The organism is Kineococcus sp. R86509 (genome assembly GCF_042466365.1).
In the GTDB taxonomy this organism is placed as follows: domain Bacteria; phylum Actinomycetota; class Actinomycetes; order Actinomycetales; family Kineococcaceae; genus Kineococcus.
Genome location: NZ_JAXHCE010000001.1, coordinates 1,762,469 through 1,781,579, shown reverse-complemented (window position 1 = coordinate 1,781,579; position 19,111 = coordinate 1,762,469). Strand labels below are relative to the sequence as shown.

At 73.3% G+C, this 19,111-nt stretch carries 18 protein-coding genes; 11 read left to right on the top strand and 7 right to left on the bottom strand.

Annotated elements, in window-relative coordinates:
• Positions 1-16: 16 nt before the first annotated feature.
• Positions 17-373, bottom strand: coding sequence for a hypothetical protein (locus tag SJY07_RS08465; RefSeq protein ID WP_380158387.1), 357 nt, complete (start codon positions 371-373; stop codon positions 17-19).
• 29 nt (positions 374-402) lie between these two features.
• Between SJY07_RS08465 and rimI the strand changes: the two genes are divergently transcribed.
• On the top strand, positions 403-864 hold the full coding sequence (rimI, locus tag SJY07_RS08460; RefSeq protein WP_380158385.1) for a ribosomal protein S18-alanine N-acetyltransferase: 462 nt from the start codon (positions 403-405) through the stop codon (positions 862-864).
• Here the strand turns inward: rimI and SJY07_RS08455 are convergent.
• A complete protein-coding gene (locus tag SJY07_RS08455; protein ID WP_328294685.1) occupies positions 845-1,306 on the bottom strand; it encodes a CGNR zinc finger domain-containing protein in 462 nt (153 codons plus the stop codon). The two genes, rimI and SJY07_RS08455, sit on opposite strands and share 20 nt — an antisense overlap.
• A 75-nt stretch (positions 1,307-1,381) precedes the next feature.
• Between SJY07_RS08455 and SJY07_RS08450 the strand changes: the two genes are divergently transcribed.
• On the top strand, positions 1,382-2,245 hold the full coding sequence (locus SJY07_RS08450; RefSeq protein WP_380158383.1) for an alpha/beta fold hydrolase: 864 nt from the start codon (positions 1,382-1,384) through the stop codon (positions 2,243-2,245).
• On the opposite strand, the gene SJY07_RS08445 is transcribed toward SJY07_RS08450, so the two are convergent.
• Positions 2,235-3,413, bottom strand: coding sequence for a class I SAM-dependent methyltransferase (locus tag SJY07_RS08445; protein WP_328294687.1), 1,179 nt, complete (start codon positions 3,411-3,413; stop codon positions 2,235-2,237). The genes SJY07_RS08450 and SJY07_RS08445 overlap by 11 nt on opposite strands.
• Positions 3,414-3,614: 201 nt before the next feature.
• Here SJY07_RS08445 and groES point away from each other — a divergent pair, with 201 nt between their 5' ends.
• Positions 3,615-3,911: a co-chaperone GroES gene (groES, locus tag SJY07_RS08440; RefSeq protein ID WP_328294688.1), complete on the top strand. Its 297-nt coding sequence runs from the start codon at positions 3,615-3,617 to the stop codon at positions 3,909-3,911.
• 103 nt (positions 3,912-4,014) lie between these two features.
• Positions 4,015-5,637, top strand: coding sequence for a chaperonin GroEL (groL, locus tag SJY07_RS08435; protein WP_328294689.1), 1,623 nt, complete (start codon positions 4,015-4,017; stop codon positions 5,635-5,637).
• A gap of 102 nt (positions 5,638-5,739) precedes the next feature.
• Here the strand turns inward: groL and SJY07_RS08430 are convergent, their stop codons facing one another.
• A complete protein-coding gene (locus tag SJY07_RS08430) occupies positions 5,740-6,042 on the bottom strand; it encodes a WhiB family transcriptional regulator (protein ID WP_328294690.1) in 303 nt (100 codons plus the stop codon).
• A gap of 274 nt (positions 6,043-6,316) precedes the next feature.
• Here SJY07_RS08430 and SJY07_RS08425 point away from each other — a divergent pair, with 274 nt between their 5' ends.
• The 7 genes from SJY07_RS08425 to SJY07_RS08395 all read left to right on the top strand — a co-directional run bounded on the left by SJY07_RS08425 (position 6,317) and on the right by SJY07_RS08395 (position 14,175).
• Positions 6,317-7,351, top strand: a complete 1,035-nt coding sequence (locus tag SJY07_RS08425; RefSeq protein WP_380158380.1) for a MerR family transcriptional regulator — start codon at positions 6,317-6,319, stop codon at positions 7,349-7,351.
• 146 nt (positions 7,352-7,497) lie between these two features.
• Positions 7,498-8,109 carry a response regulator gene (locus tag SJY07_RS08420; protein ID WP_179750673.1) on the top strand — a complete coding sequence of 204 codons (612 nt, stop codon included), beginning with the start codon at positions 7,498-7,500 and terminating at the stop codon, positions 8,107-8,109.
• A 274-nt stretch (positions 8,110-8,383) separates the two neighbouring features.
• Complete coding sequence (shbA, locus tag SJY07_RS08415; RefSeq protein WP_380158378.1) at positions 8,384-8,968, top strand: RNA polymerase sigma factor ShbA; 585 nt, start codon at positions 8,384-8,386, stop codon at positions 8,966-8,968.
• On the top strand, positions 8,965-10,449 hold the full coding sequence (locus tag SJY07_RS08410; RefSeq protein ID WP_380158376.1) for a hypothetical protein: 1,485 nt from the start codon (positions 8,965-8,967) through the stop codon (positions 10,447-10,449). Before shbA ends, SJY07_RS08410 begins: the two co-directional genes overlap by 4 nt.
• 78 nt (positions 10,450-10,527) lie before the next feature.
• Positions 10,528-11,997: an IMP dehydrogenase gene (gene guaB, locus SJY07_RS08405; protein ID WP_328296264.1), complete on the top strand. Its 1,470-nt coding sequence runs from the start codon at positions 10,528-10,530 to the stop codon at positions 11,995-11,997.
• Between the two features lie 67 nt (positions 11,998-12,064).
• Positions 12,065-13,186 (top strand): GuaB3 family IMP dehydrogenase-related protein, encoded by a 1,122-nt coding sequence (locus SJY07_RS08400; protein WP_328294695.1) that lies wholly within the window; start codon positions 12,065-12,067, stop codon positions 13,184-13,186.
• 29 nt (positions 13,187-13,215) lie between these two features.
• Complete coding sequence (locus SJY07_RS08395; RefSeq protein ID WP_380158373.1) at positions 13,216-14,175, top strand: oxidoreductase; 960 nt, start codon at positions 13,216-13,218, stop codon at positions 14,173-14,175.
• An 83-nt stretch (positions 14,176-14,258) separates the two neighbouring features.
• Here the strand turns inward: SJY07_RS08395 and SJY07_RS08390 are convergent, their stop codons facing one another.
• The 3 genes from SJY07_RS08390 to SJY07_RS08380 form a co-directional block, all read right to left on the bottom strand.
• Positions 14,259-15,446 (bottom strand): MFS transporter, encoded by a 1,188-nt coding sequence (locus SJY07_RS08390; protein WP_328294697.1) that lies wholly within the window; start codon positions 15,444-15,446, stop codon positions 14,259-14,261.
• 89 nt (positions 15,447-15,535) lie between these two features.
• A complete protein-coding gene (locus SJY07_RS08385; protein WP_380158371.1) occupies positions 15,536-17,320 on the bottom strand; it encodes an ABC transporter ATP-binding protein in 1,785 nt (594 codons plus the stop codon).
• Positions 17,317-19,059, bottom strand: a complete 1,743-nt coding sequence (locus SJY07_RS08380) for an ABC transporter transmembrane domain-containing protein (protein WP_380158369.1) — start codon at positions 19,057-19,059, stop codon at positions 17,317-17,319. The genes SJY07_RS08385 and SJY07_RS08380 overlap by 4 nt, the downstream gene beginning before the upstream one ends.
• Positions 19,060-19,111: the final 52 nt, after the last annotated feature.

Genomic DNA, 19,111 nt, shown 5'->3' with positions numbered 1-19,111 from the left:
GGCTAGTCAGCGGGGCTCAGCCGGCGAGGCGACGCGCGGTGGCGAGGTGGAGGGCGCCCATCACGGCGGGGGCCAGCGCCATCCCGGGGTTGCGCCGCTGGATCCCCAGCAGGGAATCACCGAGCTGCACCGCACCGGCGATCGCCAGCAGGGTCGGGGTGGACCGGTCACCGCGGGCCAACGACACCAGCAGGGGGACGGCGACGGCCGCGGTGCGGACGGCCGAGGACGCGGCCCAGAACGATGCCAGCGGGTCGGCTGACCTGTTCGGCTGCACGTACTCCGGCCGCAGCGCACCCCGCACGGCGAAGCCCGCGGCCGCGGCAGTACCCATCGCGTTGAGCGCCAGGACCGATCTCCGCACCGAGGACACCCCGGGATCCAACCACCTACCCTGACCCGGTGGGAACCGTCGAACTGCACGAGATGCGCTGGTGGCACGTCGCCGACGTGCACGTCCTCGAACAGGACCTCTTCGGCTCGACGGCCTGGTCGCTGGAGTCGTTCTGGGGTGAGCTGGCGCAGCCGAACCGGAGCTTCCTCGTCGCCCTCGAGGACGGGCGTGTCGTCGGCTACGGCGGGGTCGTGGTGACCGGTGCCGACGCCGACGTGCAGACCCTCGGCGTCGCCCGCGACCAGCAGGGCCGGGGGACCGGCCGGACGCTGCTGCGGGCCCTGCGCGACGAGGTCGTCGCGGCCGGCGCGACGCATCTGCTGCTGGAGGTCCGCGCCGACAACACCCCGGCGCAGAACCTCTACCTCAGCGAGGGTTTCGTCCAGATCGCCCGCCGGGCCCGCTACTACCAGCCCGACGACGTCGACGCCCTGATCCTGCGGGCCGACGTCAGGCGTCCTGGGAACTGACCCGCGAGTGGTGGCGGCGGGCCTTCATCCGGTTGCCGCACACCGCCATCGAGCACCAGCGTCCCGTCCCGGCCCGGGAGCGGTCGACGAAGAACAACCGGCACTCGGAGTTCGCGCAGGGCCGCAACCGCCCCGGGCGCTCGCGTTCGAGGGTGTCCCAGGCCAGGACGGCGCGCACCACCGACGGGTTCGTGCCGGTCGTCCGCAGGACGCGCTCGATGCCCCGGGGGCCTACGGAGGCCGTCCAGGTGACGCCGACCAGCAGTTCCTGCAGCAGGGACGCGTCCCCGTCGCCGCGGACCACCGACTGCAGCAGGTCCCGCGCCCGCACCAGGGCGGGTCGTTCGCCCGCGTCCGTGGTGAGCAGGTCCTGCGGCCGGCCGTCCACCACCGGGGTGCTGTTCAGCAGGCCGAGCAGCAGTTCCTCGTCCGGATCGGTCATCTAACCTCCCTTATCGACTTGACAGGTTAGCAGTGCTGGGCAACTCTAACCGCTCCAGACCACGAAAGGGGTTAGATGATGACCACGCACCACCGCTACGCCGAGGTCGACGGGTTCCAGCTCTTCTACCGGGAGGCGGGCGCTCCCGACGCGCCCGTGGTCGTGCTGCTGCACGGCTACCCAACGAGCTCGTTCATGTTCCGCGAGCTGATCCCCCGCCTCGCCGACCGGTACCGGGTCATCGCCCCCGACCTGCTCGGGTTCGGGCTCTCCGACGCCCCCGCGGTCGAGGAGTTCGACTACTCCTTCGCCGCACTCGCGGACCTCACCGGCCGCCTGCTGGACCGTCTCGGCGTGACCCGGTTCGCGGTCTACGTCCAGGACTACGGCGCCCCCGTCGGCTGGCGCCTGCTGCTGGAGCGCCCGGACGCCGTCACGGCCGTCGTCAGCCAGAACGGCAACGGCCACGAGGCGGGATTCGTCGAGGAGTTCTGGGCGCCGATCTGGGCGCACGGCGAACTCCGGACGCGCGAGACGGAGGAGGCGCTCCGCCCGGCGCTGGGCGTCGACGCGATCCGCTGGCAGTACACCCACGGGGTTCCCGACCCGAGCGTGGTGAGCCCGGACACCTGGCACCACGACGCGGCCGCGCTGGCCCGTCCCGGCAACGACCGGGTGCAGTTGGCGTTGTTCGCCGACTACGCGAGCAACGTCCCCCTCTACCGACACGTCCAGGAACTCCTGCGCGCCCGGGGGATCCCGCTGCTGGCCGTGTGGGGGCGCGACGACGAGATCTTCGGGCCGGCCGGGGCCACGGCGCTGGCCGAGGCGGTCGGCGGAGAGGTCCGACTCGTCGACGGCGGGCACTTCCTGCTCGAGAGCGCCCTCGACGAGGTCACCGACCACGTGCGGGAGTTCCTCGCCCGCGTCACGGGGTGACGGGTTCCACCACCAGCACGCTCTGCTTCCCCGCGATCCGGGTCAGCACGATCGTCGCGGTGCGCGAGCCCTTGAGCGCCAACTGCCTGCGGAACTGGTCCGGGTCGACGGCCGTCCCGCGCTTCTTCACGGTCAGGGTTCCGACGTCGAGTTCGCGCAGCCGGGCGCGCAGGGGCTTCAGCCCGAACGGCATGACCTCCAGCACCCGGAACGCCCGGGTGAACGGCGAGGTCCGGGACGAGTCCGTGCTCACGTAGGCGATCGTCTCGTCGACCAGTCGCCCGTCCAGGTCGGCCGCGACCTTCGCCACCAGCCCCGAACGGATCACCGCCCCGTCGGGTTCGTGCAGGAACTCACCGACCGGCCCGACCGGGGCCACCGGGAGGTCGACGTCGTCGATCTCGTGGGCGGTGGCACCCCGCACGACGCGGGCGCTGCGCACGAGACCCGGCCGGGCCAGCGGTCCGCACCACAGCGCGCACTCGACGACCTCCCCGTCCACCGACGTCCACTGCGCCTCGGCGCCGGCCGGGACCAGCTCGTGCGGCAGACCGGGGGCGAGCTTCGCACCGGTCGCCGGGACCCGGGCGGCCGTGGCGAGGACGAAGGAGAGCGGGGGAGAGGTCGCCTCGGGGTCGAAGAGGCGCCGCCCCCCGGAGGTCCGCCGCGCCGGGTCGAACCAGGCGCCGTCCCCGGGACCGAGCTCGTCGACGACCCCGGCCGTGACGTCCGCGCAGCGGACCTCGCGCCCCAGGTTGTGCGCCGCCACCGCGACCGTCGTGGGGTCGGCGTCGACGGGCAGGACGTCGAGCCCGGCGTCCAGGAACGCCAAGGAGTCCGCGCCGATCCCGCAGCCCAGGTCCGCGACCCGGTGCACCCCGGCGGCGGCGAAGCGGCGGGCGTGCTCGGCCGCCACCACGGCACGGGTGGCCTGCTCGGCGCCGGCCGCCGTGAAGAGCAGCCCGTCCGCTCGGGGCCCGAACTTCGCGGCGGCCTTCGCGCGCAGTCGCGACTGCGTCGTGGCGAGCGCGGCGAGGGCGGGATCGTGCCCCGCGCGGCGCAACCGGGCGGCCAGCGCGACGGGGTCCTCGCCGGCCGTCCCCGCCAGCTCGGCCAGCAGGGCCCGTCCCTGCGGGGAGGTCAGGGCGTCGACGTCGGAAACGTTCACCCGGTCGATGCTGCCAGGAGGGGCACCGGATCTGGCACTCACCCGCCCTGAGTGCTAGCGTCTTGCGCAGCGTCGGTGGCACTCCCCCCTGGAGAGTGCCAACCGGGGCAGCGGCCGTCCGGCACCCGCGACGACGGTCGTCCGCTCCCCGAACCGACCGTCCGTGCCAGTTCGCTGAAGCAGAAGGGGAGGGCCGCACCAGTGTCGGTCTCCATCACTCCGCTCGAGGACCGCATCGTCGTCAAGCCGCTCGACGCGGAGCAGACGACCGCATCCGGTCTCGTCATCCCGGACACCGCCAAGGAGAAGCCCCAGGAGGGCGAAGTCCTGGCTGTCGGTCCGGGCCGCGTCGACGACAACGGCAACCGCGTGCCGATCGACGTCGCCGTCGGCGACAAGGTCATCTACTCCAAGTACGGCGGCACCGAGGTCAAGTACGGCGGCGACGAGCTGCTGATCCTCTCGGCGCGCGACGTGCTCGCCAAGGTCGCCAAGTAAGCGACTGACAGGTCCAGACGCCCCGGGCGCCCGCACTCCGGGTGCCCGGGGCGTCTCCTGTTCCCGCCCCGAAGCTCGCCACTGAACGGAAAGGTCCGCACACATGGCCAAGCAGCTGCTGTTCGACGACACCGCCCGCAAGGCGCTGGAGCGTGGCGTCGACGCGCTCGCCAACGCCGTCAAGGTCACCCTGGGGCCCAAGGGCCGCAACGTCGTGATCGACAAGAAGTGGGGTGCGCCGACGATCACGAACGACGGCGTCACCATCGCCCGCGAGATCGAGCTCGACGACCCCTACGAGAACCTCGGCGCCCAGCTCGCGAAGGAGGTCGCCACCAAGACGAACGACGTCGCCGGTGACGGCACCACCACCGCGACCGTGCTCGCCCAGGCCCTCGTGCACGAAGGTCTGCGCAACGTCGCCGCCGGTGCGGCCCCCTCGGGCCTCAAGCGCGGCATCGACAAGGCCGTCGACGCGGTGAGCGAGAAGCTCCTGTCGATGGCCCGCGAGGTCGACGGCAAGGGTGACATCGCGCACGTCGCGACCATCTCCGCCCAGGACGCGAGCGTCGGCGAGCTGCTGGCCGACGCGTTCGACAAGGTCGGCAAGGACGGCGTCATCACGGTCGAGGAGTCCTCCACGACCGCGCTGGAGCTGGACTTCACCGAGGGCATGCAGTTCGACAAGGGCTACATCTCCCCGTACTTCGTGACCGACGCCGAGCGCCAGGAAGCGATCCTCGAGGACGCCTACGTGCTGGTGCACCAGGGCAAGATCTCCACGGTCCAGGACCTGCTGCCGCTGCTCGAGAAGGTCCTCAAGGCTTCCAAGCCGCTGCTGATCATCGCCGAGGACGTCGACGGCGAAGCGCTGTCGACCCTCGTCGTCAACAAGATCCGCGGCACCTTCAACGCCGTCGCGGTGAAGGCTCCCGGCTTCGGGGACCGCCGCAAGGCGATCCTGCAGGACATCGCCACCCTCACCGGCGCGCAGGTCGTCGCCGAGGAGGTCGGCCTCAAGCTCGACCAGATCGACCTCGACGCGCTGGGCACCGCCCGCCGCATCACCGTCACCAAGGACGACACCACCATCGTCGACGGTGCCGGTACGTCCGAGGACATCTCGGGTCGCGTCGCCCAGATCAAGGCCGAGGTCGAGCGCACCGACTCCGACTGGGACCGCGAGAAGCTCCAGGAGCGTCTGGCGAAGCTCTCCGGTGGTGTCGTCGTCATCAAGGTCGGCGCGCACACCGAGGTCGAGCTCAAGGAGAAGAAGCACCGCATCGAGGACGCCGTCTCCGCGACGCGCGCCGCGATCGAGGAGGGGATCGTCGCCGGCGGCGGTTCCGCTCTCGTCCACGCGGTGTCCGTGCTCGAGGACAACCTCGGTCTCGTCGGTGACGAGGCCACCGGTGTCGCCCTCGTCCGCAAGGCGGCCTCCGAGCCGCTGCGCTGGATCGCCGAGAACGCGGGCCTCGAGGGCTACGTCGTCGTCGAGAAGGTCCGTGCGCTCGAGGCCGGTCACGGCCTCAACGCCCAGACCGGCGAGTACGTCGACCTGCTCGCCACCGGCGTCCTCGACCCGGTCAAGGTCACCCGTTCGGCCCTGCGCAACGCCGCGTCGATCGCGTCGATGGTCCTGACCACCGACACCCTCGTCGTGGACAAGAAGGAAGAGGACCTCGCCGTCAACGGCGGCGGCCACGGTCACGGCCACGGCCACTGACCGATCTCCCTGAACGACGAAGGGCCCGGCTCCCCCTCGGGGAGCCGGGCCCTTTCACGTTCTCCGCACGCCGCACCACACCGCGCACGGGTGGAGCAGGAGTCAGCTGGCGATGCGCAGTCCGCGACGACGTTCGGTCGCGTAGACGGCTTCGCGGTCGTCCTCGGTGAGGCCACCCCACACGCCGTAGGGCTCACGGACCTTCAGGGCGTGCTTGCGGCACATCTCCAGGACGGGGCAGCCACCGCACACGGCCTGGGCCGCAGCGTCGCGGTTGCGGCGGGCCGGGCCACGCTCACCCTCGGGGTGGAAGAACAGGTTCGGGTCGGCCTCGCGGCAGGCTCCGTCGAGCTGCCACTCCCAGACGTCGGCGACGGGTCCGGGGAGGCGGGAGATCTCGGCCATGGTGCGCTCCTGGTTCGGGAGGGATCTTGCTGACTGGTCATGAACGTACAACCGCGTCAGAAGTTGTTCAAGCCCCTGGTCGGAACTTGTTCACCCAATCTGCCCGTGCGGGGGCGACCGGGACGTGGCGCGGGGGTGAACAACCTCTGCCCAACACGCTGAACAAGGTGCAGATCCCCGGTGCCTCCGCCACCCGAACGCTCTGAACAAGGCTGGACAACCCTGACCAATGGCGCGAGTGGCGGGCGGCCCCCGACGTTGGGACACTGCAGCCATGTCCCCCGCCGCACCCTCCCAGGGAGCTGCCGTGCCTCCGGCCCCGCGCATGACGTTGACGGTGGCCGCCGTCGCGCGCCGCCTCGGGGTGGCCCCGGCCACGCTGCGGACCTGGGACCGGCGGTACGGCCTCGGCCCCTCCGAGCACACCGCGGGCGCGCACCGCCGCTACTCCTCCTCCGACCTGGCCCGCCTCGTCGTGATGCGCCGGCTGACCCTGGAGGGCGTCGCGCCGTCCGAGGCGGCGCAGCTGGCCGCGACCACCGCCGTCGCCGACGGGGGTTTCGCGCTGGCGAGCGTCTCGACGATCCCGGCGGCGGTCATCGAGGCCGCCGTGACCGACGCGGTGGCCATCGCCGGCCCCGGTTCCGGGCTCGACCCGGCCCGCGAGGTCACCACGGCGGAGGAGGCGCCCGCGCTCTCCGGGCCCGACGAGTCCGAGGACGCCGAGAGCCTGCCCGGGCACCACGGACGACCCACCGACGCCGTGGACTGGGCCGTCAGCAGCCTCGCCGACCGCTTCGCCGAGGAGATCCGCACCCGGGGGGTCGCGCCGGCCTGGGACGCCGTCCTGCGTCCCGCGCTCGCCACCCGCGACGCGGCCATGCACGCGGCCGTCGCCCGGGCGCTGGCCGCGCTGCCCGTCGCGACCGGGGACCGCGCGGTCCTGCTGGCCGCGCTGCACGACCCGGCCGCCCAGGTGGCCCGCGGTCCCGTGCTGCTCGCCGCGGCCGCCGCCCTGGCCGAGGCCGGCTCCGGTGCGCGCAGCGTGGGGGAGGGGGTCCCCGTGCGGATGCTCGCCGCCGCGGTGCGTCGGGTGCGCCCGCCCGCCCTCCTCCTGCACACCGACGCCGAACCCGCCGCCGACGTCGTCGAGGACCTGCTGGCCCTGGCCCGGGTCCGTCCCGCGCCGCTGGTCGTCCTCCTGGGGGACGGGTGGACGCCTGCGCTCAAGGACCGGCTGCGCGGCGCCGAGGTGGCCACGGGGCTCGCCGACGCCGTCGCGAGGTGCGTCGGGGCCTCGACCGCCTGACCAGCGGGTTCACCGGGACCGCCGTGCACCTGAACGCTCAGGTCGGCGCTCCCGCGTGCCGACAACTCTTCCTGTGGGGCACCCGACGTGCTTCACGGCGGGGCCACGGACGGCCGCGCTCCACCCACACAGGGAAGAGGTTTGTGGTGGCAACGGTTCTGGTCTGCGATGACCTTCCGCTGGCGCGCGAGGCCATGCGTCGCATGGTGGCTGCCGTCCCCGGCGTCACTCGGGTCGTGGGTGCGAGCTCGGGCGAAGAAGCGCTCCAGCGCTGGCCCGTCGAACGGCCCTCGCTGGTGATCATGGATGTCCGGATGCCCGGGATCGGCGGTGTCGAAGCAGCGCGCCGGCTGCTCGCCCGTCACCCCGAGGCGAACGTGCTCATGGCCACGATGGCGGAGGACGGTGACGGAGTGGCTCGCGCGGTCGCGGCCGGAGCCCGCGGGTACCTCGTCAAGGACGTCTCGCGCGAGGAGCTCGCCACCGCGGTGCTCCAGGCGCTGCAGGACGTCAGCCGTCGTCGTGGCGGCAACCGCACGCGTGCGGTGCTCACGGGCCGGGCGCCCGTGCTCACCGAGCGGGAGCAGCAGGTGCTCGTCGGCATGAGCCGCGGGCGCAGCAACGCGGAGATCGGGCGCGAGCTCTTCCTCTCCGAGGACACGGTCAAGACCCACGCTCGTCGGCTGTTCCGCAAGCTCGAGGCGGCCGACCGCGCTCAAGCGGTGGCTGTGGGATTCCGCTGGGGTCTCGTACGGTAGGTGGGTGAGCCCCGGGGGCGACGAGTCAGTCGGAGTTGGTGCCGGCGGCCGGCCCGACGCAGACGCCAGCAGGCGTGACGTCGGTGCTGCCGTCGCTCCCGACGTCCCCCGGGTCCAGTTCTCGGGGGACGACGACGCCGTCGCGCGCCCCGGGGCCGGTCCCACCGACCTCCGCACCGATCTTCCGGGTGACCTCGGCGACGCCGCCGAGGCCCCTGGCGGGGGCGACGGAACCAGGGCGGCGCAGGGTGTAACACCCTCGCGGCCTGCAGCGATGAACAGTTCGGATGCCGGGGGGCTCCAGGAACTGGCGACGCGCGCGTTGACGGGGGAGCAGGGCGCCGTCGCCGATCTCCTGGCAGCGGTGCGCCGCCTCGTCCACCGTTACTGCCGGGCCAAGCTCGGGCGACTGCCCGGAGCTGATCACGCCGCAGAAGATGCGGCACAGGAGGTCTGCATCGCCGTGTTGACGGCCCTGCCCCGCTACAAGGACACCGGACGTCCCTTCGAGGCGTTCGTGTACCGGATCGCGGCCAACAAGGTTGCGGACGCCCAGCGGGCCTCCTACCGCTCCCCGGTCCCGACCGAGGACGTCCCGGACGGCGCCAGCGCCGAACCGGGTCCCGAGCAACTCGCTCTCGACGCCTTCGACGCCGAGACCGTCGGCAAGCTGCTCGACACCCTGCCGCCCAAGCTGCGCGAGATCATCACGCTGCGCGTGGGGGCCGGGATGTCGGCCGAGGAGACCGGACGTGCGTTGGACATGACCGCCGGCGCCGTGCGCGTCGCCCAGCACCGCGCGATGCAGAAGCTGCGCAAGATCGCCAGCGAGGACCTCACGTTGCGGGTCGCCCCGTGAGCGACGACGACCGCCCGGGCCACGGGCCCGACGACGAGACCACCGCCGGCACCGGCGGGCGGGGACACCTGCGCGACGGTCACCTGCGGGCCGGGCACCTCCGCGGTGTCCGCGGCTCCGCTACGAACGACGCGAACGACGCGAACGACGTGAACGACGTGAACAGCCAGGGAGCGGGGGACGTGGACGACGCCTCCGTCTCCGTGCCCGACCTGCTGGCCACGGACGCCCTGCTGGACCGCCTCGGCAGCCACGACACCACCGACGCCGACCTGCGCGACGCCGTCGCCCGGCTGCTGGACTCCTACGCGCTGCACGCCGATCCCCTGACCGCCGGGGTGCGGCCGGTGCAGGTGCCCGACCTCGCCCTCGAGGTCGAGGGCCTCCCGGCCCCGGTACCCGCCCCGCGGGTGCTGCTCGCCTCCCGTCGCACCCTGCGCCGGATCGGTCACGGCGGTGCCGCCGCGGCCGCCGTCCTCGCCCTGCTCGGCGGTACCGCCGCCGCCGCGGCGACCGGCGCGGGCTCGATCGCGGGCCCGGACGGCCGGACCGGCAGCTCCGCGGCCGCGCAGCTGCCGGGCTGGTTCCCCGACACGGTGTTCCGCGCCTTCGGCGGCACTCCCGAGCAGCGGGTGGAGCGCGAGGTCGCGCAGGCGAAGCAGGAGGCGAGTGCGGGCGACAGCGAGGCCGCCATCGCCCGGATGACCAACCTGGCCAAGCAGATCGACGCGTCCGGCGACGTCGACCCCGCCGTCGCGGCAACCGTCACCCAGACGCTCACGGCCCTGCAGTCCGACGTCGACGGTGTCGCGGTGGCTCCGACGAGCGCACTCACGCCCTCGCTCGCCCCGCCCACGCCGACACCGTCGGGGACCTCGCTGACGGATGTCGTGAACGCCGCGTCGCCGACGGCCTCGCCGAGCTCCACGCCCTGGGTCCCGACCCAGACCCCGGTGCCCACCACCGCGCCCACCGGCGCCACCGGGACGGCGACGGGGACCTCGGGCGGCGCTCCCGGGGGCTCCACGTCCTCGCCGGGCCGGGGTTCCGGTTCCTCCTCGTCCTCTTCGTCGTCCTCGAACCCCGTGGTCCCGCCCTACGTCCCACCCGTCGTCACCGAGGTGCCGTCGGGCAGCGTCACCACGCCGCCGACGGTCACGCCGCCCCCGACGGACACCCCGACGCAGAGCCCGAGCGATCCCTCGACGGGCTCGCCGAGCGACCCGGGGACGTCGACGGCCCCCACGGAGACCACCACCAGCCCGGAGGCACCGCCGTCCACGACGACGGACCCGGTGGTCCCGCCGCCCTCGGACCCGGTGACCGACACCGCCTCGCCCGTGGTGACCGATCCGGTCGAGGTCGTGACCCCGACGCTGCCCGTCGTGGTGGAGCCCTCGCCCAGCGCGGGAGCCGAGCCGAGCCCCGGCGTCGTCGATGCCTCGGGGACGGCGTCCGGGACGGCGTCCGCCGGGTCGTAGCATCGGGGGGTGAGCGTGCGGTCCGAGGACAACCCTTCCGTCGAATCCCCTGCCGAGCACCACGACCCCTTCGGGTTCGTGGGTCTGACCTACGACGACGTCCTGCTGCTGCCGGGCGAGTCGGACGTCATCCCGTCCGAGGTCGAGACCTCGACCAAGGTGTCCAAGCGCGTCAGCCTGCGGATCCCGCTGCTGAGTTCGGCCATGGACACCGTCACCGAGTCCCGGATGGCCATCGCGATGGCCCGTCAGGGTGGTCTCGGCGTCCTGCACCGCAACCTCTCCGCCGAGGAGCAGGCCGCCCAGGTCGACCTCGTGAAGCGGTCGGAGTCGGGCATGGTCACCCAGCCCGTCACGACCACCCCGGACGCGACCCTCGCCGACGTGGACGCCCTCTGCGGGCGCTACCGCATCTCCGGCGTGCCGGTCGTGGACGCCGACGGCCGGCTCGTCGGCATCGTCACCAACCGCGACCTGCGCTTCGAGAGCGACTTCTCCCGCCCCGTGCACGAGGTCATGACGAAGCCGCCGCTGGTCACCGCGCCCGTCGGCATCTCCACCGACGACGCGATGCAGCTGCTGCGTCAGCACAAGATCGAGAAGCTCCCGATCGTCGACTCCCGCAACCGCCTGACCGGCCTGATCACGGTCAAGGACTACGTGAAGTCGGAGCAGTACCCGCTGGCCACGAAGGACGACGACGGCCGGCTGCGGGTCGCCGCCGCGATCGGCATCTTCGAGGACGCCTGGAAGCGCGCGATGGGCCTCGTCGACGCGGGTGTGGACGTGCTCGTGGTCGACATGGCGCACGGGCACTCCAAGGCCGTGCTCGAGATGATCTCCCGGCTCAAGAACGACAGTGCCGCCGCGCACGTCGACGTCGTCGGCGGCAACGTCGCGACCCGCACGGCCGCGCAGGCGCTCGTGGACGCCGGGGTCGACGGCATCAAGGTCGGTGTCGGCCCCGGGTCGATCTGCACCACCCGCGTCGTCGCCGGGGTCGGTGTGCCGCAGGTGACCGCGATCTACGAGGCCTCGCGCGCCGCGAAGCCCGCCGGGGTCCCGGTCATCGGCGACGGTGGTCTGCAGTACTCCGGCGACATCGCCAAGGCCCTCGTCGCCGGTGCCGACACCGTGATGCTCGGCTCGCTGCTCGCGGGGTGCGACGAGAGCCCGGGCGACCTGGTGTTCATCAACGGCAAGCAGTTCAAGAGCTACCGCGGCATGGGCTCCCTCGGGGCCCAGCAGACCCGGCAGGGTGGACGTTCCTTCTCCAAGGACCGCTACTTCCAGAACGACGTCGCCTCCGACAGCCTCTTCGTCCCCGAGGGCGTCGAGGGCCAGGTCCCCTACCGCGGCCCGCTCTCGGCCGTAGCGCACCAGCTCGTCGGCGGGCTGCGCCAGTCGATGTTCTACGCCGGTGCGCGCACCGTCCCGGAGCTCCAGCAGGTCGGGACCTTCGTCCGGATCACCCCGGCCGGGTTGAAGGAGTCGCACCCGCACGACATCCAGATGACCGTCGAGGCACCGAACTACGGCGGTCGCTGACCCGCCCGACCGGCAGGGGCCCCGCGGCGCGGATCGTCGCGGGGTCTCCAGCGGGTAGCCTTGCCGCGTGTCTGAGATCGAGATCGGCCGCGGTAAGCGGGGGCGTCGCGCCTACAGCTTCGACGACATCGCCGTCGTCCCCAGCCGCCGTACCCGCGACCCCGAAGACGTCTCCACGACGTGGCAGATCGACGCGTACCACTTCGACATCCCCGTGATGAGCGCGCCGATGGACTCCGTGGCCTCGCCCGCGACGGCCGTCGCCCTCGGCAAGCTCGGGGGCCTCGGCGTCCTCGACCTCGAGGGCCTCTGGACCCGCTACGAGGACCCGGAACCGCTGCTCGCCGAGATCGCCGCCCTCGACCCCGCCGTCGCGACCCCGCGCATGCAGGAGATCTACGCGGAACCGGTGAAGCCGGAACTCATCACCAGCCGGCTCGCCGAGGTCCGCGCCTCCGGGGTCACCGTCGCCGGTGCGCTCTCCCCGCAGCGGACGCAGGAGTTCTGGAAGGTCGTCGTCGACGCCGGGGTCGACCTCTTCGTCATCCGCGGCACGACGGTCTCGGCCGAGCACGTCTCGGGCAGTAGCGAACCGCTGAACCTCAAGCGCTTCATCTACGAGCTCGACGTCCCCGTCGTCGTCGGCGGCGCCGCCGGGTACACCGCGGCGCTGCACCTCATGCGCACCGGTGCGGCCGGGGTCCTCGTCGGCTTCGGTGGGGGAGCGGCCCACACCACGCGCAAGGCGCTGGGCATCCACGCGCCGATGGCCTCGGCCGTCGCCGACGTCGCCGCCGCCCGCCGCGACTACATGGACGAGTCCGGTGGCCGCTACGTCCACGTCATCGCCGACGGCGGCGTCGGGACCTCCGGCGACATCGTCAAGGCCATCGCCTGCGGTGCGGACGCCGTCATGCTCGGCGCGTCGCTGGCCCGGGCCACCGAGGCTCCCGGCCGCGGCTGGCACTGGGGCCCCGAGGCCCACCACGCGGTGCTGCCCCGCGGTGAGCGCGTCCACGTCGGCACCTCCGCGCCCCTGGCCGAGATCCTCAACGGCCCGGGTCGCGTCGCCGACGGCACGACGAACCTCATGGGTGCGCTGCGCCGCTCGATGGCCACGACCGGGTACTCCGACCTCAAGGAGTTCCAGCGCATCGAGGTCGTCGTCTCGCCCTACCAGCCTGCCTGAACCGACCTCCTGACCGAACGGAACCCACTGTGCCGCAGCAGGACACCGCCCCCTGGACGCCCGACGCCATCGGCCGGCAGGAGGGGCGGACGGTCCTGGTCACCGGCGCGAACAGCGGGCTCGGTCTGCAGGTCGCGACGGAGTTCGCCCGCCGCGGCGCCGACGTCCTGCTGGCGTGCCGCAACGCCGAACGCGGTCGGGCGGCGCTCGCGCAGCTGACCGCCGAGGTCCGCGACTCCGGCGTGGAGCCGACCGTCGAGGTCATCCCGCTTGACGTCGCCGACCTCGCCAGCGTCCGCCGGGCCGCCAGCGACGTCCTGCACCGCCGGTCCAGCATCGACGTCCTGGTCAACAACGCCGGGGTCATGGCGCCGCCGTTCGGGCGGACGGTGGACGGTTTCGAGACCCAGGTGGGCACGAACCACCTGGGGCACTTCGCCTTCACCGGCCTGCTGCTGCCTGCGCTGCTCGCGGGCGGCGGGGCCCGGGTCGTCTCCGTCGCGAGCGTCGCGCACAAGTTCGGCCGGCTGAACCGGAAGAACTACCAGAGCGAACGCAGCTACCAGAAGTGGTTCGCCTACGGGCAGTCCAAGCTCTCGAACCTGCTGTTCGGGTTCGAGCTGCAGCGCCGGGCGCTCGCCGTCGACGCCGGCATCGTCTCGGTGGCCGCGCACCCGGGGTTGTCCGACACCAGCCTGTGGAAGAACACCCCGCTGGGCGGCAACCGGTTCGGCGAGGCGCTGGGCTCGGTCTTCGGCCGGGCGATCGGGCAGCCGCCGGCGCAGGGGGCGTGGCCGTTGCTGCGCGCCGCGACCGACCCCGACGTCCTCGGTGGGGAGTACTTCGGCCCGGACGGGCGCAACGAGTGGCGCGGTTTCCCCGTGCTGGTGGCGGCGAGCGCCGCGGCCTACGACACCGCGGACGCCGCCTGGTTGTGGGCCCGGTCGGTGGAGTGGACCGGCGTCGACTACGCCGAGCTCACCGCCTGACGCGACCCCCCACTTCCCCACGGAAACAACACTTTCCGCCCTCGAACGCGCTCTGAGAGGGCGGAAAGTGTTGTTTCCGCCGGTCAGCGGCGGGTCGGGGCGAGCGGGGCCAGCACCAGCAGCAGCACGGCGGCCGCGGCGACGACGGTGAACCCCCACGCGGGGCCGAACCCCTCGGCGAGCGCGCCGCCCAGCGCTGCGCCGGTGGCGATGCCGAGCACCACCCCGGAACTGAGCAGGGCCATGAGGAACGCCCCGCGTTCGGCGTCGACGAGCGTGGCGGCGATGGTGTTGACCGTGACCAGCGTCGGGCCGACGAAGACGCCCATCACGAGGACGGCGAGGGACAGCGCGCCGAGCGAGTCCGCGGCCAGGGCCATGAGGCCCGCCCCGAGCAGCAGTCCCGCCCCGCAGACGGCCCAGCGTGCGCGCAGGCCGAAGGTCCTGGGCAGCAGGACGAGGCAGACCGTCGTCGCCGTCGACCCGATCGCGGAGAGGGCGTAGACCAGCGAGCCGGTCGAGGGGGAGCCGACCGCCTCCGCGGCGGCCGTGACCCCGGTCTGGGTCGCGCCGAAGACGGCGCCCATCGCGAGCATCGCGAGCACCGGGACGAGCACGACGCCGGGGACCCGCGCGGGTCGGGGACGTCCTGCTCGGCGCACGGGGGCGGTGATCCGGTGGCTGCGGTGGCAGGCGAAGGCCGACACGAAGACGGCGCTCAGCCCGGCGGTGGCGAGCAGCGCGGCCGTCGGGCTGATCAGCACCCCGATGATCCCGACGAGGGCGGGACCGAGGATGAACGCCGCCTCGTCGACGGTGCCCTCGAAGGCGAACGCGGTGGAGCGCTCGTCGCCGTCGGCCGTCATCCGCAGCCAGCGGGCGCGGGAGAAACCGCTCACCGAGGGCAGGGTGAGACCGACGCCGGCCGCGGCCAGGGGCGTCCACGGGCCGCCGGAGGCCAGGGCGGCGAACAGGCCGCCGAGCGCGAGGAGGTGCAGGGCGACGACGCTCAGCAGCACGGCCCGCTGCCCGCGCCGGTCGGCGAGCGCGCCGACGACGGGTACGCCGAGGGCTTCACCGAGGGCGGAGCAGGCGCTGGCGATGCCGCCGACGGCGACGGAGCCGCTGGTGGAGGTGACCAGCGCGAGGATCGCGAGGGGGGCCATCGCGACGGGGAGTCGTCCGAGGGCGGTGGTGGCCAGGTAGGTGCGACCGGCGATCTCGGGCAGTCGCGAGTAGCGCGAGCGCAGGGAGACGGGTGGGCTCGTCACAGGGCAGGCTCCAGTGGTGCGGGTGCGCCTCCCCACCTCTGACGCACCGGAGCCCTGAGAGTGAACGTCCCGATCGTAACGCGGCGGGGTCAGGCCTCGCCGTGCCAGGAACGCCACAGGTCGGCGTAGGGACCGCCGGCGTCGACCAGTTCGTGGTGGGTGCCGAGCTCGGTGATCCGGCCGCCCTCGACCACCGCGATCCGGTCGGCGTCGTGGGCGGTGTGCAGGCGGTGGGCGATGGCGACGGTCGTCCGGCCCTCGAGCACCGCGGCGAGGGAGCGCTCGAGGTGGCGGGCGGCGTTGGGGTCGAGCAACGACGTCGCCTCGTCGAGGACGAGGGTGTGCGGGTCGGCCAGCACCAACCGGGCGAGGGCGACCTGCTGGGCCTGCGCGGCCGACAACGTGAGGCCGTTCTCGCCGACGGGGGTGTCGAGCCCCTCGGGCAGGGCCTCGACCCAGCCGAGGGCGTCGACCGCCGCGAGCGCCTCGCGGACGACGGCGTCGGAGGACCCCGGGGCGGCGAGGGCGGTGTTGTCGCGCAGGGTCGCGGCGAACACGTGCCGTTCCTGGGTGACCAGGGCGATCCGCGAGCGCAGTTCGTCCAGCGGCAAGCCGGTGACCTCCGCGCCGCCGACCTGCACCGAACCGTGGGTGGGCGGGTTGATCCCGGCCAGCAGGCGGCCCAGCGTGGACTTGCCGGCGCCGGTGGGCCCGACGATGGCGAGCCGTTCGCCCGGTTCCAGCGCCAGCGAGACTCCGTGCAGCACAGGGCGTCCGGGGCTGTACTCGAACCCGACGGCGTCCGCGGCGATCTCGTCGTGGACGGGGCGGTCGGAGCTCTCGACCCGGTCGGCGTCGACGGCGCTGAGCCCGACGACCCGGGCGAAGGAGGCCTGCCCGACCTGCAGCTCGTCCCACCAGGCCAGCAGTTCGTTGACGGGTCCGACGAGCTGGCGCAGGTAGAGGACGACGGTGGTGACCTGACCGACGCTCTGCAGGTCGTGCCGGACGAGGAAGCCGCCCCAGAGCAGCGCGACGACGACGGGCAGCAGGTAGGACATCTCGATGCTCGGGAACCACACGGTGCGCAGCGACAGGGTGTAGCGCTCGCGCCGCACGGTGGCGCCGATGACGTCGTCGACGAGGTGCACGCGGTGGTCGGCGAGGTTCAGCGCCTCGACGGTGCGGACGTTCTCGACGTTCTCGCCGAGCGTGGTGGAGATCCGGCCCCACTCGGCCCGTTCGGCGGCGTAGCCCTGCGGGGCGCGCTTGAGGTACCAGCGGGTGGCGAACCACAACCCGGGGATGCCGGCGACGATCGCCAGGGCCACCAGCGGTCCGGAGAACACGGCGGCGATCACGGTGAGCACCGACGTCACCGACGCGACGAGGATCGCCGGGGCGCCGTAGCGGACGGTGTAGCTCAACGCGTCGACGTCGTTGGTGGTGCGCGACACCAGGTCTCCGGTGCCGGCCTGTTCCACCACGGACAGCGGCAGCGCCGTGGCGCGGGTCAGAAACTCCTCGCGCAGCTGCGCGAAGACCCCCTCGGCCAGCACGAGCGAGCGCTTCCGGGCCAGCCGCGCGAGCACGGCCTGCACGACGACGGCACCCACGAGGACCGCCACGGCGGTGTCGATCGTGGCGGTGACGTCGGCCAGCGGCGTCCGCGCGCCCAGGGCGGTGACGACGTCGTCGACGAGGCGGCCCAGCAGGAACGGCCCGGCCAGGCCGGCCAGCGCGGCGAGGGCGTGCAGGCCGAGCATCCGCAGGCCCGGCCCGCGGTGCTGGGTCATCAGGCGCTTCACGTCGCGCAGCACCTGCGCGCGGTCGGCGACGGGCAGCGTCGTCGGCTCGGTGGTCGGTTCGCTCATGCCATTCCCTCCACGTCGGACGTCGCGCCCCGCGGCACGGGGACACCCGCGTCGCGGGTGACGAAACGCCGGTACCGGGCGTCGCGGTCGAGCAGCTCGGCGTGCGTCCCACGGGCGACGACGTGGCCGTCGCGCACCCAGCAGACGCTGTCGACCTGCGGCAGGACGAGCGGGCTGGCCGTCGCGACGACGGTCGTCCGTCCGGCGCGGGCGGTGCGCAACCGGCCGGCGATCCGGGCCTCGGTGTGCGCGTCGACGGCACTGGTGGGTTCCACCAGGACCAGGGCCTCTGGTTCGCGCAGCAGCACCCGGGCCAGGGCGAGGCGCTGGCGCTGTCCACCGGACAGCGAGCGGCCGCGTTCGGTGACGGTCCCGGCGAGGCCGCCGTCGACGAGGTCGAGGATCTCGACGGCGTCGGCGATCCGCAGGGCGTCGAGCACCTCGGTGTCGGCGTGGACGTCCTCGGGGTCGACCTGCTCGCGGATCGTCCCGCTGAAGAGCTGCGCGTCGTCCTCGGCCAGCAGCACGCGCCGGCGGACGTCGGTGACGGGCATGTCGAGCAGGGCCGTCCCGCCGAAGGTGGCGCGGGTGTCGTCGTCGAAGCGGGTGAGGCGGCGGGCCAGGACCGCGGCGTCCTCCGGCGGGTCGCAGACGACCGCGGTCAGGTGACCGGCGTCGGCGACGACCCCGGACTCGGGATCGGCGAGGTCCCCGCCGGGGCTGACGGCGTGCCCGGTGTCGTGCACCGCGGGCGGGACCTCGAGCAGCGTGATGAGGCGCCGGGCCGCGACGAGCGCGCGAGCGTACTTGTCCGCGGCCTCCACCAGCATCCGCAGCGGTGAGGTGAGGAACGCGGCGTAGCCGTAGAGGGCGACGAGGTCCCCGGGGGTGATCTCGCCCCGGACGGTGGCCCGCGCCCCGGCCCACACGAGCGCGGCGACGAGGAGGCCGGGCACGAGGATCTGCAGCGCCTCCAGCGCCGACTCCCAGGTCGCGACGCGCACGCCCGCCGCGCGGACCTGCTGGCTCTTGGCCCGGTAGCGGCCGAGGAAGACCTCCTCGCCACCGATCCCGCGCAGGATCCGCAGACCCCGCACGGTGTCGGTGCCGATCGACGTCAGTTCACCGGACAGCTTGCGGTGCAGGCGCTGACGTTCCTGCAGCGGCCGCAGGAGGAGGAGCAGGAACGCCATGATGACGGGCACCCCGACGAGGACGACGAGGCCGAGGGGCACCGAGGTGCGCAGCACCAGGACGGCGACGACGGCGACGGCCGCGAGCGAGGCGACGGCGCGCTGGGTGACGTCGAAGGCGTCGGCGAGGCGGGGCCCGTCGGAGGCGATGGACGCGAGCACCTCGCCCTGGGGGAGCTTCTCCGTGACGGCCGTCCCCGCGTGCGCGGTGTGCCGCCCGACCTGCTGCAGCGTGCGGAAGCAGGCGGTCAGCCAGTTCGTCACGCCGTAGCGGTGGCGCACGATCGCGGCCGTCGCGGTGACGACGGCGAGGCCCAGGACGACCAGCGCCCACCGGGTGAGCGCGGTGGGGTCACCGGCGACCACGCCCTCGTCGATCGCCTTGCCGATGGCGGCGGGGAGGACGGCCTGGGAGAGGAGCCACACGGTCCCGACGCCCGAGCCGATCACCATCGGGGCCCACTGCAGCGCCGCGGTGTGCAGCAGGAAGCGCAGGGGGGAGGTGACGTCGGGGGTTCCGGGATCGCTCAGCGGGAGGGAGCGCACGAGCAACGACGGTAATCGCATTCCCGCACCCGTGCCCACACGTTAAACCGGC

Coding starts and splice junctions, on each gene's coding strand:
- shbA (WP_380158378.1), top strand. CDS start 8,384: ATGAACAGTTCGGATGCCGGGGGGCTCCAGGAACTGGCGACGCGCGCG.
- SJY07_RS08425 (WP_380158380.1), top strand. CDS start 6,317: ATGTCCCCCGCCGCACCCTCCCAGGGAGCTGCCGTGCCTCCGGCCCCG.
- SJY07_RS08450 (WP_380158383.1), top strand. CDS start 1,382: ATGATGACCACGCACCACCGCTACGCCGAGGTCGACGGGTTCCAGCTC.
- SJY07_RS08385 (WP_380158371.1), bottom strand. CDS start 17,320: ATGAGCGAACCGACCACCGAGCCGACGACGCTGCCCGTCGCCGACCGC.
- SJY07_RS08455 (WP_328294685.1), bottom strand. CDS start 1,306: ATGACCGATCCGGACGAGGAACTGCTGCTCGGCCTGCTGAACAGCACC.
- groL (WP_328294689.1), top strand. CDS start 4,015: ATGGCCAAGCAGCTGCTGTTCGACGACACCGCCCGCAAGGCGCTGGAG.
- SJY07_RS08430 (WP_328294690.1), bottom strand. CDS start 6,042: ATGGCCGAGATCTCCCGCCTCCCCGGACCCGTCGCCGACGTCTGGGAG.